Here is a 14850-nt window from a genome sequence, read left to right on the forward strand (position 1 = left end):
AACAGTGGACGACCCGCTCCGCGAGAGAACGAGTCGTCCACTTGAGCCGTGCGCCGGATCAGCTGGCGACCGGCGCGTTCACGTCGGCCGGAAGCGCCTTCCTGGCGGTCTCGGCGAGCGACGCGAAGGTCTGGCTGTCGTTGACGGCCAGATCAGCGAGGATCTTGCGGTCCACCTCGACACCGGCGGCCTTGAGGCCCTGGATGAACCGGTTGTAGGTGATGCCGTTCGCGCGCGCCGCGGCGTTGATCCGCTGGATCCAAAGACGCCGGAAAGCGCCCTTCTTGTCCTTGCGGTCACGGTAGGCGTAGGTCAGTGAGTGGAGCATCTGCTCCTTGGCCTTGCGGTACAGCCTCGACCGCTGACCCCGGTAACCACTCGCCCGCTCGAGGACGACGCGGCGCTTCTTCTTGGCGTTGAGCGCCCGCTTTACGCGTGCCATTGTTCTATCTCCCCGGGGGTTCGGTTACTTGCCGAGCAGCTTCTTGATCTTCTTGGTGTCGGCATCGGACATGACGACCTCAGGCTTCAGACGGCGCGTCACCGTGGACGCCTTGTGCTCGTTGTAGTGGGCACGGTTCGCACGCCGGCGAATGATCTTGCCGCTTCCGCTGAGGCGGAATCGCTTCTTCGCACCGCTGTGCGTCTTCATCTTCGGCATGTCAGCCGTCTCTCCCTCGTTCGTCCGTGCCGATATCCCGGGTCAAGGTACCCCAGCCAGGCGCATGCCCGGCTGTGGCACCCCACCCGGTCTCGGTGTCCAGTCGCTTCCCGCCGGGTCGTCAGGCGGGGGGCGTCACTCCTGCGGTTCCGATGCCCGCGCCATTTCCGCGTCGAGGTCCATGTCGCCCTCTGCGGCGTCGCCGGTCCTCGCGCGAGCCGCGGCCCGCTCGGCCTTGGCCTCGGCCTTCTTCTTGTGCGGCCCGATCACCATGATCATGTTTCGGCCGTCCTGCTTGGGCTGGGACTCGACGAAGCCGAGCTCCGTCACGTCCTCCGCCAGCCTCTGCAGCAGCCGGAAACCCAGCTCGGGACGGGACTGCTCACGTCCACGGAACATGATCGTGACCTTGACCTTGTCCCCCGCTTTGAGGAACCGCACGACGTGACCCTTCTTGGTCTCGTAGTCATGCGGGTCGATCTTCGGCCGGAGCTTGATCTCCTTGATGATCGTGTGCGCCTGGTTGCGGCGCGCCTCGCGTGCCTTCATGGCTGACTCGTACTTGAACTTGCCGTAGTCCATGAGCTTGCACACGGGCGGACGAGCCGTGGCCGCGACCTCTACCAGGTCGAGGTCGGACTCCTGGGCCAGCTTCAGCGCGTCCCCGATGGAGACGATGCCGACCTGCTCGCCGTTCGGGCCGACGAGGCGGACCTCGGGCACACGAATACGCTCGTTGATGCGGGGCTCAGTGCTGATGGGACCTCCTAGGTACCTGGCATTTTCCGCGTATGTGCTCGACCGTGCGTGGGGTTTGTCGCCAAAAGCGAAAAGCCCCGCACGTCGCGCATGCGGGGCCACCGAGCTCTCAGATCGATCAAGAGCTCCCCGGAGAAGTCCGGTAGTGATCCTTGACCCGTCGACCTTCCGGTCGAGCAGGTGGGAGGAAGACCTCCGCTTGCGCGTCCAGCAGCCATGCCGGACCGATCAAGCAGCTACGTTACCACAACACCGGACACCGGCCGAATCATCCCCCGCGCGTCTCACTCTTCGTGATTAACCGGACACGAAACAGGATCGGCTGCTAAAGTTGATCCTGTAAATCTAGACAGACTAGACGGAGGGTGGGGGTCTCATGGGCCAGTGGCAACTGCAGGAGGCGAAGCAGCGCTTCAGCGAGGTCATCCGCCAGGCGCACGACGAGGGGCCGCAGATCGTCACCCGGCACGGGGAGGAGGTCGCCGTCATCATCGACATCGCCGAATACCGTCGCATGGCGCACGGCGCGCCGGACTTCAAGGAGTTCCTGAGGTCCGCACCCGACCTGAGCATGCTCGACATCCGGCGATCGGACGACCCGATCCGCACCGTGGACCTGGACGGCTGACCATGGCATTCCTTCTGGACACCAACGTCGCGTGCGAGGTCACCAAGCGGCGGCCGAATCCCCGCGTCGAAGAGTGGCTCGATGTCGTACCCGGTACGACTCTGTACATCAGCGTGATGGTCCTCGGCGAGATCCGCCAAGGCATCGAACGTCTGCGAGCGCGCGACCCCTCCCAGGCGGCCGTCTACGAGACCTGGCTGGCACGCCTGCGGCACGAGTTCATCGACCGCATCGTCCCTGTCACTGCCGACATCGCAGAAGAGTGGGGATCACTGAACGCGCCCGATCCGCTGCCGCTGGTGGACGGCCTGCTGGCCGCGACCGCCAGGGCGAATGGCTGGACCATGGTCACCCGTAACGTGAAGGACTTCGAACGCACCGGGGTGCGGGTGCTCAATCCGTTCGAGCCGATCGTCTGAGGAGCTCGGCCTCGCCGGCGGCGCGTACGGCCACTACCGGGACGCCCGTCCGACCCGTGTACAGCTCCACCTGGCGCACGGCCTGGTGGAGCAGCATGGCGAACCCGCCGACCACCGTGCCGCCCTTGTCATGCACGGCGCGCGCCAGCCGCGTGGGCCAAGGGGCGTAGACCACGTCGAAGACGGCCGGGACGACGGCCAGCGCCTCCGCGTAGGCGTCGGCGGCGCCCGACGGCAGCGTCGAGACCACCAGGTCCGTGTCGAGGGCGGCGGCGAGATCGTCGAAGGTGCGCACGGCCAGGGCCATGCCGAGCCGGTCGGCGACCTCCTCGGTCTCCCTCGCCCGCGACCGGTCGCGGACGACCAGCGTCGCCTCCGGAAGGCCGAGTTCGCGCAGCGCGGCCAGCGTGGAGCCGGCCGTCGCGCCGCCGCCGAGGATCGTCGCCGCGCGCGGGGCCGTGACCCCCGACTCGGCGAGGGCGCACACGATGCCGTGGACGTCGGTGTTCTCGCCGTGCCTGGCGCCGTCGCGGAACACCACGGTGTTGACCCCACCGACCTGCACGGCGAGCTCGGCCACGGTGTCCAGCAGCGGCAGCACAGCCCGCTTGAGCGGCATGGTCAGCGACAGCCCGGCCCACTCGGGACCCATCGTGGCCAGCAGCCCGGCGAGGCCCCGCTCGTCGCACTCGATCGCGTCGTACCGCCAGCCCCGCAGGCCGAGAGCCTGGTAGGCGGCGCGGTGCAGGCACGGCGAGAGCGAGTGGGCGATCGGGGACCCGAGCACGGCGGCGCGCCGCTCCATCAGTTGGCCGCCTGGTTCCTGTTGAACTCCTCGACGTACTTGTCGTGCTCGGCCTGCGAGTCGGTGAACTTGGTGATGCCCCGCTTGGTGTCGGTGGTCACGAAGAACAGCCAGGGGCCGTCGGCCGGCTTGAGCGTGGCCCTGATGGCGTCGACTCCGGGGTTGCAGATCGGGCCCGGCGGCAGGCCTGGGCGTGCGTAGGTGTTGTACGGGGACTTGCTCTTGAGCTCTTCGTGGGTGGCCGCGACGTTGAACTTCTTCAGGCCGTACATGACGGTGCTGTCCATCTGGAGCAGCATCGGCGGCGTCCGGTTGAGCCGGTTGTAGATCACCCGGGCGACCTTGGCCATGTCACGCTTGCTGCCCGACTCGGCCTGCACGATGCTGGCGATCGTCAGCACCTCCAGAGGGGTGTGGCCGATCCGCCTGGCGCCGGCCTCCAGGTTGGTGTCCTCGGCGGCGCGGTCGAAGCGCGTGACCATCGAAGCCAGCAGGTCGTCGGGGGCGGCCTTGGGCGAGACCTCGTAGGTCGCCGGGAAGGCGAAGCCTTCGAGCTTGCCCTTGGCGTAGGACGGCAGGCCGAGCTCCTTGCCGTTCATGGCGGCCTTCTCGAACTCCCGCACCGGCCGGCCGGTGGCGGTCGACAGCTTCTCCAGGATCTGGGAGAGCCGCAGCCCCTCAGGCACGGTCAAGGTGGTCTGCAGCCGCCGCTTGGGGTCCAGGAGGGGGACGGCGCTGGCGGCGGCCATGCCCTTGCGCAGCTTGTACTCCCCCGGCTGGAGGGAGGCGCTCTTGCCCGCGGCGCCGATGGCGTTGATGAACGCCCGCTCGCTCGCGACCACACCCTGGTCGACGAGGGTCTGGGCCACCTCGGTGGCGCTCTGGCCTTCCTTGATCTCCACGAGCACCTCGCCGGAGCCCTGCCCGGCGAAGTCCTTGGGCACCGCCACGCCGCGGATCCATTGGTAGCCGTAGTAGCCGCCGACGCCGAGGACGCCCACGATGATGACCATCGCGAGGAGGAACGCCACGAAACCCTTGCGGCGCTGCCGGCGCTGGCGCTTCCTGCTGCGGCTGCGGGCCGTCCTGGAACCACGGGACCTGCGCCGGGGACCTTCGTCGTCCCCGGCACCCAGCAGACTATCGAGGTCGAGATCGTTCATAGGTGCGCTCGCCAATCTCCCGGTCGGACCGGCCTGTCGTCAAGCGAGTGCCCCAAATTGGTGGGACCTCCCGGACAGGTGGTCACTGCCACGCCCGGGGTCGCGCCGGCCCGGGTCACCGGGCGCGTACGGGAGGAGGTGGCTGTCCCGCCGGGCATCAGTGCTGCCCGAGCCGTTTGTTCAGCTCTTCTCGGTATTTCACGAACTCACTCTCTTTGTCAGTGAATTTCGTGATTCTATGCTGTGGGTCGATCGTGACAAACCAGTACCAATCACCCTTAGCCGGATGAAGCGCCGCACGGAGCGCCGCCTCGCCGGGGTTGCTGATCGGCCCGGGTGGCAGCCCGGGATGCATGTAGGTGTTGTACGGGGTGTCGCGCTTGATCTCGGCGTTCGACGCCACGATGCCGTGCTTGCCCAGGCCGTACATCACCGTGCTGTCCATCTCCAGCTTGGCTCCGGACGCGAGGCGATTGTAGATGACTCTGGCGATCTTCGGATAGTCGCTGTCCCTGCCTCCTTCCGCCTGCACGATGCTCGCGACGACGACCACGTCACGCGGAGTGAGACGGTGCTGGGCCGCGCCCGCCTCCAGCCCCACGTGGGTGGCGGCCCGCTTGAACCGGCGGACCGTCGAGCGCATCAGGTCGCGTGGCGTCGTCGAGGACTCGATGTCGTAGGTCGCGGGGAACAGGAAGCCCTCGACGGTGTTCTTGGCGTAGGCGGGCAGCCCCAGATCGGCCGGGCGGGCGATGACCTTGGCCAGTTCGGCGGCCGGCAGCCCCGAGCCCTGGGCCAGGCGGGCGACCGTCTCCACCGCGCGCAGCCCTTCGGGAACCGTCACCCGCTTGCGGATACGCGACTGCGGCGCGAGCAGCAGGTCCAGCGCCGAGGCGGCGGCCATGCGCTTGCGCAGCAGATAGCGGCCCGGCCGCAGGCTGCCCGCCTGGCCGCGCTCCTCGACCACGCGGATGAAGGAGCGGGGGCCGGCCACGACCTCCGCCTTGGTGAGGACGTCGGCGATCTCCGCCGCGCTGGCGCCGGGGACGATCTCCACCGCGACGGGCACCGACCCGTTGCCCTCGAAGTCCTCCGGCGCCATCAGCGGCCCGAACAGGGCGAGCGCGCCGGCCAGCCCGGCCGCGACCAGCACCGCGCTGCCGCCGCCGATGAGCATCAGCAGCCCGCGCCGGCCGCGCCCGGCCCGGCGCTCGTCGTCGCCCTCCGGGGCGTCGTCCTCGGTGAACGCGATCAGGTCGCCCGGGTCGTCGGCGTCGTCTGGGCTGTCGGGGCCTCCCGGAGGGGCACCGGGCCGCTCACGGCCACCGGGGCCGCCGTCCGGGCCGTCGAAGTCGTCGGGACGCTCAGGCCCGTCCTGCGCGTCGGGACCGTCCGCACCCGGCCCCGCGGGCCGGCTCACCTCGCCGGCCCGGCGCTCGATTCCCCACCGGGGCGCTGCCCCGGCGGCTCGACGGGTCTGCCCGGCGGGGCGCCGCTCGCCCGCTCGGCGTCCAGGGCGGCCTGCAGCAGCACCACGGCCGCGGCCTGGTCGACCACCCCTCGCTGGTTCTTGGCCTTGACCCCGCTCGCCCGCAGCCCCTGCTGCGCGGTCACGGTGGTCAGCCGCTCGTCGTACAGGCGGACCGGCGTCGGCGCGAGCCGCACGGCCAGCCGGCCGGCGAACTCGCGCGCGGCGGCCGCCGCGTGGCTCTCACGGCCGGACAGGGAGGTGGGCAGGCCGACGACGATCTCCATCGCCTCGTGCTCGCCCGCGATCGCGGCGATGCGGTCGAGGTCGCCCTTTCCCCGGCGCACGGTCTCGACCGGGGTCGCCAGCAGCCCCGACGGGTCGCTGCGGGCCACGCCGACGCGGACCGATCCCACGTCGACGCCGAGGCGGACGCCGCGCCTCACCACGGCCTCCGGCCGTGCCACGCGGATGAGCGGGCACCCTGCCGCCGCCTGCCGGCGTGGCACGGTGCCCGCTGGGCGTCCATGTTCAGGAGAGCGCCTCCTGGATCGCGTGCTCGACGGCGCCGAGCGCCTCGCCGATCGCCTCAGGCCGCGCTCCACCGCCCTGCGCGACGTCGTCCTTACCGCCACCGCCACCCCCAAGTGCCTTGGCGGCGACGCCGACCAGTCTCCCGGCCTTGAGTCCCCGGGCGCGCCCCGCATCGTTCACAGCGGCGACCACGACCGGCCGGTCGGCGGGAACCCCGGCGATCACGATCATCGCAGCGCGGTCACCGGGGAACCGGCCGCGCACGTCTAGGGCGAGTTTACGCAGGTCATCGGCCGAAGTGCCGTCAGGCGCGCGGTGGGTCACGACCGAGACGCCCTCGACGTCGCGGGCGGAGGCCGCCAGCTCGCCCGCCACCGCGAGCACCTGGGCCGAGCGGAGCCTCTCAAGCTCCCGCTCGGCCGTGCGCAGGCGGGTGACGATGCCCTCGACACGCTCGGGCAGCTCCTCGCGCCGGGCCTTGAGCTGCTCGCTGATCTGGGCGACCAGCACGCTCTCGCGGGCGAGGAACCGGAAGGCGTCGATGCCGACCAGGGCCTCGACCCGGCGCACGCCGGCGCCGATGGAGGCCTCGCCCAGCACCTTGACCAGGCCCAGCTGGCCGGAGCTCGCGACGTGGGTGCCGCCGCACAGCTCGCGGGAGTAGTCGCCGACCTCGACGATGCGGACCTCGTCGCCGTACTTCTCGCCGAAGAGCGCCAGCGCGCCCATCGAACGGGCCTCGCTGAGCGAGGTGTGGTAGGCGTGGACCTTCAGGTCGTTGATCAGGATCGCGTTGACCTCGTCCTCGACGTCCCGCAGCACGGTCGGGGGGACGGCTCCGGCCGCGGTGAAGTCGAACCGGAAGCGCCCAGGGGAGTTCTCCGAGCCGGCCTGGGCCGCGCTCTCGCCGAGCGCGTTGCGGAACCCGCGGTGCACCAGGTGGGTCGCGGTGTGGCTGCGCGAGATCGCCCGTCGGCGCTCGATGTCGATCTCGGCCTGCGCCTGGTCTCCCACGCGGATCTCACCGCCGGTGACCTTGCCGCGGTGCACGACCAGCCCGGCGAACGGCGACTGCACGTCGACGATCTCGACCTGGGCTTCGCCGGTGCGGATGATCCCCTGGTCGGACAGCTGGCCGCCGCCCTCGGCGTAGAAGGGGGTGCGGTCGAGCACGATCTCCACGGTGGTGCCCGCGCCGGCCGCCGGGACCGAGACCCCGTCGACGAGCACGCCGATGACGCCGGCCTCGGCCGTGGTCTGGTCGTAGCCGAGGAACTCGACCTTGCCGGCCCGGTCGAGCATCTCGCCGAGCACGGAGATGTCGGCGTTGCCGGTCTTCTTGGCCACGGAGTCGGCCTTGGCGCGGTCGCGCTGCTCGTTCATCAGGCGGCGGAAGCCGTCCTCGTCGACCTGCAGGCCCTGCTCGGCGGCCATCTCCAGCGTCAGGTCGATCGGGAAGCCGTAGGTGTCGTGCAGCTGGAACGCCTGGCCGCCGGCCAGCGTGGTGACGCCCTTGCGCTTGTTCTCCTCGACCGCCGCGTCGAAGATGGCGGTGCCGGTGCGCAGGGTGCCGAGGAAGGAGACCTCCTCGGCGTCGATCACCATGTGGATGTTGGCGGCGTCGCCCTTGAGCTCGGGGTACTGCTGGCCCATCGCCTCGATCGTCGTGGCGGTGAGCTCGTGCATGTAGCGCTCCTCGCCCGAGCCGAGCAGGCGCAGGTTGCGGATCGCGCGGCGCAGCATGCGGCGCAACACGTAGCCCCGGCCCTCGTTGGAGGGCAGCACGCCGTCGCCCACGAGCATGACGCCGGCCCGCAGGTGGTCGGCGATGACACGCAGCGAGACGTCCGCGCGGGCGTTCCGGCCGTAGCGGGACTTGGTGAGCTCGGCCGCCCTGTCGAGGATCTTGTAGGTGGTGTCGATCTCGTAGATGTTGTCGACGCCCTGCAGGATCGCCGCCATGCGCTCGAGGCCCATGCCGGTGTCGACGCTCTTGGCGGGCAGCTCTCCGGCGACGTCGAAGTCGACCTTGCTGCGCACCGTGCTGAGCTGGAACTGCATGAAGACGTTGTTCCACACCTCGAGGTAGCGGTTCTCGTCGGCGACCGGGCCGCCTTCCTTGCCGTACTCGGGGCCGCGGTCGTAGTAGATCTCGGAGCAGGGGCCGCCCGGACCCGGCACGCCCATGTGCCAGTAGTTGTCCGCCAGACCGCGGCGCTGGATGCGCTCGGCGGGGATGCCGACCTTGTTGTGCCAGATGTCGTAGGCCTCGTCGTCGTCGTGGTAGACGGTGACCCAGAGGCGCTCCTCGGGGAAGCCGAAGCCGCCCTCGGACTCGGGCTTGGTCAGCAGCTCCCAGGCGTACGGGAGGGCCTGCTCCTTGAAGTAGTCGCCGAAGGAGAAGTTGCCGAGCATCTGGAAGAAGCTGGCGTGCCGGGTCGTCTTGCCGACCTCGTCGATGTCGAGGGTGCGCACGACCTTCTGGGCACTGGCCGCCCGAGGGTACGGCGGCTTCTTCTGACCGAGGAAGTACGGCTTGAAGGGCACCATGCCCGCGTTGACCAGCAGCAGCGTCGGGTCCTCTGCGACAAGACTGGCCGAGGGCACGACAGTGTGACCGCGCTCCTCGAAGAAGCGCAGGAAGCGGCGGGCGATCTCTGCCGACTCCATCTCAGCGGCCGTCCTTTACGTCGTAGTGGGTTTCTTTGAGGGTGTCGAGTCCGAACCGCGCTCGCAACTCGGTTTCCCTGCCGGCCGAAAGGCGGCGGACCTCGTCGGCGAACAGGCGGGCCTCGCCCGCCAGGCCCACGGCGCGATCGGCCGCGCGGCGGGCGATGTGGTCGGGCTTCAACGCTTGCAGCTTACGCATCACCCAGACCGCGATGTACGCGCCCAGGGCCATGTAGAACAGCCGGCGGATCACGGGCGCCACCGCCCGCCGCCCGAGTGGGACACCGCGCGTCCGCGGCGCCCGGTGAGGGCCGCGCGCAGGGCGTGCAGCAGAGCCGCGACCCTGATCAGCGGACGGGCCAGCAGCGCCGAGGCGACGCCGGTGACCTTCACCATGTTGCCGCTGACCTGTTTCATGTCGACCGCGATGGCCTCGACCGCGACCAGCTGGCGGTTGGTCTCCGCGACCGTGACGCTGACGTCGTCCAGCAGCGGGATGACCCGGTCGTTGAGGTCGGCGACCATCTTGGTGGTCTGGGTGAGCAGCCGGGCCAGCCTCACCAGCACCACTGCAAGAAAGCACACCAATATCGCCCAGAACATGGCGACGATGAGGCCGGCGACCTCTCCCGCGGTAAGCATGTCGATGCGTCCCCTCGTAGGTGACCTACGGATGTCCGGCCCGGCTGGGGCGGTGGAATGCAGAGACCCTATCGCGCCGGGGCGCGGTGCCCGCGCTCAGCGCGCCACTTCGCGAGGTCGCCAAATGGTCACTGGCGGCCGCGCAGGAACTCGCGGATCTTGGCCCACCGGTCGGCGAAGTGCGCCTCGGCACCGTGGCGGGTCGGTTCGTAGTAGCGGCGGGCGCGGATCTCCTCGGGCGCGTAGTCCTGCCGTACCAGGCCGTGCTCGAAGTCGTGGGGGTACTGGTAGCCCTTGCCATGGCCGAGTTTGGCCGCGCCCGGGTAGTGGGCGTCGCGCAGGTGGCCGGGCACCTGGCCGATCAGGCCCTTGCGGACGTCGTCCGCGGCGGCGCCGATCGCCTTGATGACGGCGTTGGACTTCGGGGCCAGCGCGCAGTGGATGACCGCCTGGGCCAGGTTGAGCCGGCCCTCCGGCAGGCCGATCATCTGCACGGCCTGGGCCGCGGCGACCGCGACCTGCAGGCAGGTGGGGTCGGCCATGCCGACGTCCTCGGAGGCGAAGATCATGATGCGGCGGGCCAGGAACCGGGGATCCTCCCCCGCCTCGATCATGCGCGCGAGGTAGTGCAGGGCCGCGTCGACGTCGGAGCCGCGCATGCTCTTGATGAACGCGCTGATGACGTCGTAGTGCTGGTCGCCCTGCCTGTCGTAGCGCACGGCCGCCTTGTCGACCGCCTTCTCGACGGTCTCCACGGTGATCTCGCCCTCGGGGACGAGCAGCGCCGCCGCCTCCAGATAGGTGAGCGAGCGGCGCGCGTCTCCCCCGGCCAGGCGGACCAGGTGCTCCATCGCCTCCGGCGCGAGGCTCACCCGGCCGGACAGGCCGCGCGGGTCGCCCACGGCGCGGTCGAGGACCACCCGGACGTCGGCCTCCGACAGCGACTCCAGCGTCAGCAGCAGCGAGCGGGACAGCAGCGGCGAGATCACCGAGAAGAAGGGGTTCTCCGTGGTGGCCCCGATGAAGGTGACCCAGCGGTTCTCCACGGCGGGCAGCAGGGCGTCCTGCTGGGCCTTGTTGAAGCGGTGCACCTCGTCGACGAACAGGACCGTCTGGCGGCCGGTCATGCCGAGCTCCCGCTTGGCCTGGTCGATGGCCGCCCGGACCTCCTTGACCCCCGCCGAGACGGCCGACACCTCGACGAACCGGCGCTTGGTGACGCCTGCGACGACGTAGGCGAGCGTGGTCTTGCCGGTGCCCGGCGGGCCCCACAGGAACAGCGACATGGGGGCCTCGCTCTCGACGAGCCGGCGCAGCGGCGTGCCCTGGCCGAGCAGATGGCGCTGGCCGATCACCTCGTCGAGGGTGCGCGGCCGCATGCGCACCGCGAGCGGCTCCTGGCCCTTGTGGGCCTCCTCCGCCGCCGAGTCGAACAAACTCTCCACGCGTCGACACTACCGCCGGTGCGGGAGGGCCCACGGCGCCCGTGGCGGGGGCGCGGTCAGCGGGCCCAGGCCGCCGTGGCGCCGGAGTGGCCGGCCCGCGCGACGTAGTACCCGGCGGCGAGGGCGAGCACCACGGTCACCACGGTCAGGATCGCGGTGGTCGTCTTGCCGAGCTTGCGGGAGGAGTAGACGAGCAGGAGCGAGCTGACCGCGAGGCCGAACGAGCTGAGGACCAGCGGGCCGGCGTAGCTCTCGTGCTCGGTGATCCGCTGCCCGAGCGCGCCCTCTGGCAGTCCGGCCGCGAACATCCTCTCCAGGAACGCCTCGCCGCTCTCCTTGGCCACGAAGGCGGTCACCGGGGCGGCGATCGCCAGGAGCACCACGGCCCAGGCGATGGAGGGACGCACCCGGGGGACGACCCCGTACACCACCGAGCCCAGGGCGAGCAGCGGGATGAAGATCACTGCGGCGTGGATCATCAGGGGGTGGGCGGGAAGCCCGAGAATCTGGTCGAACATGTCATGACTCCTGTCGGTGGCTCGTCTCCTATACGGATACGGCCGGCAAGGGGTTCTCCAAGAACGGGTCGCGCGGTCCCCCCGGCCCACGCACACGCCCTCATGCTCGCGAAGGGGGCATCAAGCCATCGTAAAGAATTCCCCGTAGCAACTTTCCCCGCAGCAATGACACCCCGTCCGGACGGCCGCCGACGGAGGAGCGCCAACTCGGCGTTTTATACGGGCTCGACGTAAAGGCCGGTACGATTCCCGAGCACATCAAGTCATCTATCGGCAAATGGAAGGCATACCGTGACCGACGTGGATCGCCAGACCCAGCTGGCACGGGAGCACCGCGAGCGGCAGGAACAGCGCGCCAAGACCACCGGCACGTCCAAGCGGAACACGTTCATCGGCGCCGGCGTGGGGCTGGTCATCGTGGCCGGCGGCATCTTCGCCGCCACCACGCTCATGGGGAACAAGGAGGACACCAAGCCGGCCGCCGCCGCCAGCCCGTCCGCCTCCGCCTCGGCCGATGTCTCCGCTCCGGCCGCGCTGCCCAGCACGACGGCCAACCCGACGGGCGTGACCTGCACCTACCGCAAGGACGACAGCGGAGGCCTGGCCAAGAATGTGGGCCGTCCGCCGTCGAAACCGGATCTGAAGGCGAAGAACATGACCGTCGTCACCAACCAGGGGACGATCGTCATCGAGCTCGCCACCGCGCAGGCGCCGTGCACGATCAACTCCTTCGAGTTCCTCGCCAAGAAGAACTTTTTCGACAACACGCGCTGCCACCGCCTGGCCACACCGGAGACCGTCGGCCTCGGCCTGCTGCAGTGCGGCGACCCGCTGGCCAAGGCCGACGGCAAGAGAGCCGCGGACGGCACGGGCGGCCCGGGGTACCTGTTCGACGACGAGAACCTCGGCGGCATCCCGCTCGGCAGGGGCACGGTGGCGATGGCGCAGGCCTCGGAGGACGCCAACTCCAACGGCAGCCAGTTCTTCTTCTCCTTCTCCGACGAGAACACCCAGCTGACCGCGTCGGGCGCCGCCTTCACCCCGTTCGGCGTCGTGGTCAAGGGCATGGACATCGTGGACAAGATCGCCAAGGGCGGCATCATCCCCTTCAACGGCGACCCCCTGGCCGACGTCAGGGGCGAGGGATCCAACGCCCCCAAGCTCCCGGTGATCATCAAGGACGTGAAGGTCACCCGCTAGAACCCGCGGAACGGAACGAGCCCCGGCGCGCCACGCGCGCCGGGGCTCGGCCGTCGGAACGGCGCGCCGGTCAGGCCTCCGCGGCCTTCCCCGCCGCCGAGGCGGCCGCGGGGGCGCGCACGGCGTCGACCCCGGCCTCCTTGCGCTGTTCGGGGGTGATCGGCGTGGGAGCCGCCGTCAGCGGGTCGAACCCCGAGGCGGTCTTCGGGAAGGCGATGACGTCGCGGATCGACTCGCCGCCCGAGAGCAGCATGCAGACGCGGTCCCAGCCGTAGGCGATGCCGCCGTGCGGGGGCGGGCCGTACTTGAACGCCTCCAGCAGGAAGCCGAACTTGCTCTCGGCCTCCTCCTTGGAGATGCCCAGCACCTCGAAGACCCGTTGCTGCATCTCGGCCCGGTGGATACGGATCGAGCCGCCGCCGATCTCCATGCCGTTGCACACCATGTCGTAGGCGTACGCCAGGGCCTCACCGGGGTGGTCCTGGAAGGTCTCGGCCCACTCGGGCTTCGGACCGGTGAACGGGTGGTGCACGGCCGTCCAGCCGATCTGCCGGCCCACCTCGTCGAGCACCGGCTCGAACATCGGCGCGTCGACGACCCACAGGAAGCTCCACTGGGACTCGTCGATGAGGCCGCAGCGCCGCCCGATCTCCAGGCGCGCGGCGCCCAGCAGCTCGCGCGAGGGGCCCTGCGGGCCCGCGGCGAAGAACACCGCGTCGCCCACGGAGGCGCCCGCGGCCTCGGCCAGCCCGGCGCGCTCCTTCTCCGAGAGGTTCTTGGCGACCGGGCCGCCGAGCTCGCCGTCCGGCAGGACCAGCACGTACGCGAGGCCCCTGGCCCCGCGGGCCTTGGCCCAGTCCTGCCAGCCGTCCAGCTCCTTGCGGGTCTGGGACGCGCCGCCGGGCATGACGACCGCGCCGACATAGGGCGCCTGGAACACCCGGAACGGGGTGTCGGCGAAGTAGCCGGTCATCTCGACCAGCTCGCAGCCGAACCGCAGGTCGGGCTTGTCGGAGCCGAAGCGGGCCATCGCGTCGGCGTAGGTCAGCCGGGGAAGCGGCGTGGGCAGCTCGTACCCCACCGTCTCCTTCCAGATGCGGCCGATCAGCGCCTCGCCGAGGGCGATGACGTCGTCCTGGTCCACGAACGACATCTCGACGTCGATCTGGGTGAACTCCGGCTGCCGGTCGGCGCGCAGGTCCTCGTCGCGGAAGCAGCGGGCCAGCTGGTAGTAGCGCTCCAGCCCGCCCACCATGAGCAGCTGCTTGAACAGCTGCGGCGACTGCGGCAGCGCGTACCAGCTGCCCGGCTGCAGCCGCACCGGCACCAGGAAGTCACGAGCGCCCTCGGGCGTGGACCGGGTGAGGTCGGGCGTCTCGACGTACACGAAGCCGTGCTCGCGCATGACATCGTGGGCCAGATAGGTGGCCGTCGAGCGGGTGCGCAGGGCGTTGCCGACCTGCTGGCGGCGCATGTCCAGGTAGCGGTACTTCAGCCGCGCCTCCTCAGAGACGCCCGTGCCGCCCTCGATCGGGAACGGCAGCGGCGCGGACTCGCTCAGCACCTCGACCTCCGAGGCGACGACCTCGATCTCGCCGGTCGGCAGATCGGGGTTCTCGTTGCCCGCGGGGCGGGTGCGGACCTCTCCGACGATCCTGACGCAGTACTCCGAGCGGAGGTCGTGCGCGTGGTCCTCCTCGCGGAAGACCACCTGCGCAGAACCGGACGCGTCGCGCAGGTCGATGAACACCACGCCGCCGTGGTCCCGGCGGCGTGCCACCCATCCGGCCAGCGTCACCTGCTGGCCGGCGTGCTCCTTGCGCAGCGATCCGGCGGTGTGCGTGCGGATCATCGAAACTCCTTGAGCGTGGAGAGCCCCGCCTTCAGGCAGGGAGAAAAACGCGGCGTGGTGCCGCATGATTCGTTAATGTGTTCGGC

At 70.2% G+C, this 14850-nt stretch carries 16 protein-coding genes; 3 read left to right on the plus strand and 13 right to left on the minus strand.

Translation table 11 applies throughout. The features are described from left to right. Window positions 1-58 precede the first annotated feature (58 nt). The 3 genes from rplT to infC form a co-directional block, all read right to left on the minus strand. A complete protein-coding gene (rplT, locus tag MYF83_RS10610) occupies window positions 59-442 on the minus strand; it encodes a 50S ribosomal protein L20 (protein WP_248960075.1) in 384 nt (127 codons plus the stop codon). Window positions 443-466: 24 nt separating this feature from the next. Then, entirely contained in the window at window positions 467-661 is a 195-nt protein-coding gene (gene rpmI, locus MYF83_RS10615) for a 50S ribosomal protein L35 (protein WP_248960076.1), read from the minus strand. A gap of 135 nt (window positions 662-796) precedes the next feature. Beyond that, the gene (infC, locus tag MYF83_RS10620; RefSeq protein WP_248960248.1) at window positions 797-1420 is read right to left on the minus strand and encodes a translation initiation factor IF-3; all 624 of its coding nucleotides are present in this window, start codon (window positions 1418-1420) and stop codon (window positions 797-799) included. Between the two features lie 376 nt (window positions 1421-1796). On the opposite strand from infC, the gene MYF83_RS10625 reads away from it, so the two are divergent. Next, a complete protein-coding gene (locus MYF83_RS10625; protein ID WP_248960077.1) occupies window positions 1797-2048 on the plus strand; it encodes a type II toxin-antitoxin system Phd/YefM family antitoxin in 252 nt (83 codons plus the stop codon). 2 nt (window positions 2049-2050) lie between these two features. Then, entirely contained in the window at window positions 2051-2467 is a 417-nt protein-coding gene (locus tag MYF83_RS10630) for a type II toxin-antitoxin system VapC family toxin (RefSeq protein WP_248960078.1), read from the plus strand. On the opposite strand, the gene MYF83_RS10635 is transcribed toward MYF83_RS10630, so the two are convergent. The 9 genes from MYF83_RS10635 to MYF83_RS10675 form a co-directional block, all read right to left on the minus strand. Continuing rightward, the gene (locus MYF83_RS10635; RefSeq protein ID WP_248960079.1) at window positions 2442-3272 is read right to left on the minus strand and encodes a shikimate dehydrogenase; all 831 of its coding nucleotides are present in this window, start codon (window positions 3270-3272) and stop codon (window positions 2442-2444) included. The genes MYF83_RS10630 and MYF83_RS10635 overlap by 26 nt on opposite strands. Next, entirely contained in the window at window positions 3272-4435 is a 1164-nt protein-coding gene (mltG, locus tag MYF83_RS10640) for an endolytic transglycosylase MltG (RefSeq protein WP_248960080.1), read from the minus strand. The genes MYF83_RS10635 and mltG (MYF83_RS10640) overlap by 1 nt, the downstream gene beginning before the upstream one ends. Before the next feature lie 157 nt (window positions 4436-4592). Beyond that, window positions 4593-5855 carry an endolytic transglycosylase MltG gene (gene mltG / locus MYF83_RS10645; protein WP_248960081.1) on the minus strand — a complete coding sequence of 421 codons (1263 nt, stop codon included), beginning with the start codon at window positions 5853-5855 and terminating at the stop codon, window positions 4593-4595. Beyond that, the gene (gene ruvX, locus MYF83_RS10650) at window positions 5852-6349 is read right to left on the minus strand and encodes a Holliday junction resolvase RuvX (RefSeq protein WP_248960082.1); all 498 of its coding nucleotides are present in this window, start codon (window positions 6347-6349) and stop codon (window positions 5852-5854) included. The genes mltG (MYF83_RS10645) and ruvX overlap by 4 nt, the downstream gene beginning before the upstream one ends. Window positions 6350-6434: 85 nt before the next feature. Further along, window positions 6435-9107: an alanine--tRNA ligase gene (alaS, locus tag MYF83_RS10655; protein WP_248960083.1), complete on the minus strand. Its 2673-nt coding sequence runs from the start codon at window positions 9105-9107 to the stop codon at window positions 6435-6437. A 1-nt stretch (window position 9108) separates the two neighbouring features. Then, a complete protein-coding gene (locus tag MYF83_RS10660) occupies window positions 9109-9360 on the minus strand; it encodes a DUF6167 family protein (RefSeq protein ID WP_248960084.1) in 252 nt (83 codons plus the stop codon). Then, on the minus strand, window positions 9357-9749 hold the full coding sequence (locus MYF83_RS10665; protein ID WP_248960085.1) for a DUF948 domain-containing protein: 393 nt from the start codon (window positions 9747-9749) through the stop codon (window positions 9357-9359). The genes MYF83_RS10660 and MYF83_RS10665 overlap by 4 nt, the downstream gene beginning before the upstream one ends. 128 nt (window positions 9750-9877) lie before the next feature. Continuing rightward, window positions 9878-11194, minus strand: a complete 1317-nt coding sequence (locus MYF83_RS10670; RefSeq protein WP_248960086.1) for a replication-associated recombination protein A — start codon at window positions 11192-11194, stop codon at window positions 9878-9880. A gap of 56 nt (window positions 11195-11250) precedes the next feature. Beyond that, window positions 11251-11712, minus strand: coding sequence for a DUF2231 domain-containing protein (locus MYF83_RS10675; RefSeq protein WP_248960087.1), 462 nt, complete (start codon window positions 11710-11712; stop codon window positions 11251-11253). 291 nt (window positions 11713-12003) lie between these two features. Between MYF83_RS10675 and MYF83_RS10680 the strand changes: the two genes are divergently transcribed. After that, window positions 12004-12912 (plus strand): peptidylprolyl isomerase, encoded by a 909-nt coding sequence (locus MYF83_RS10680; RefSeq protein ID WP_248960088.1) that lies wholly within the window; start codon window positions 12004-12006, stop codon window positions 12910-12912. 70 nt (window positions 12913-12982) lie between these two features. On the opposite strand, the gene aspS is transcribed toward MYF83_RS10680, so the two are convergent. Then, complete coding sequence (gene aspS / locus MYF83_RS10685; protein WP_248960089.1) at window positions 12983-14764, minus strand: aspartate--tRNA ligase; 1782 nt, start codon at window positions 14762-14764, stop codon at window positions 12983-12985. Between the last annotated feature and the right edge of the window lie 86 nt (window positions 14765-14850).

The organism is Sphaerisporangium perillae (genome assembly GCF_023276435.1).
GTDB classification, from domain to species: domain Bacteria; phylum Actinomycetota; class Actinomycetes; order Streptosporangiales; family Streptosporangiaceae; genus Sphaerisporangium; species Sphaerisporangium perillae.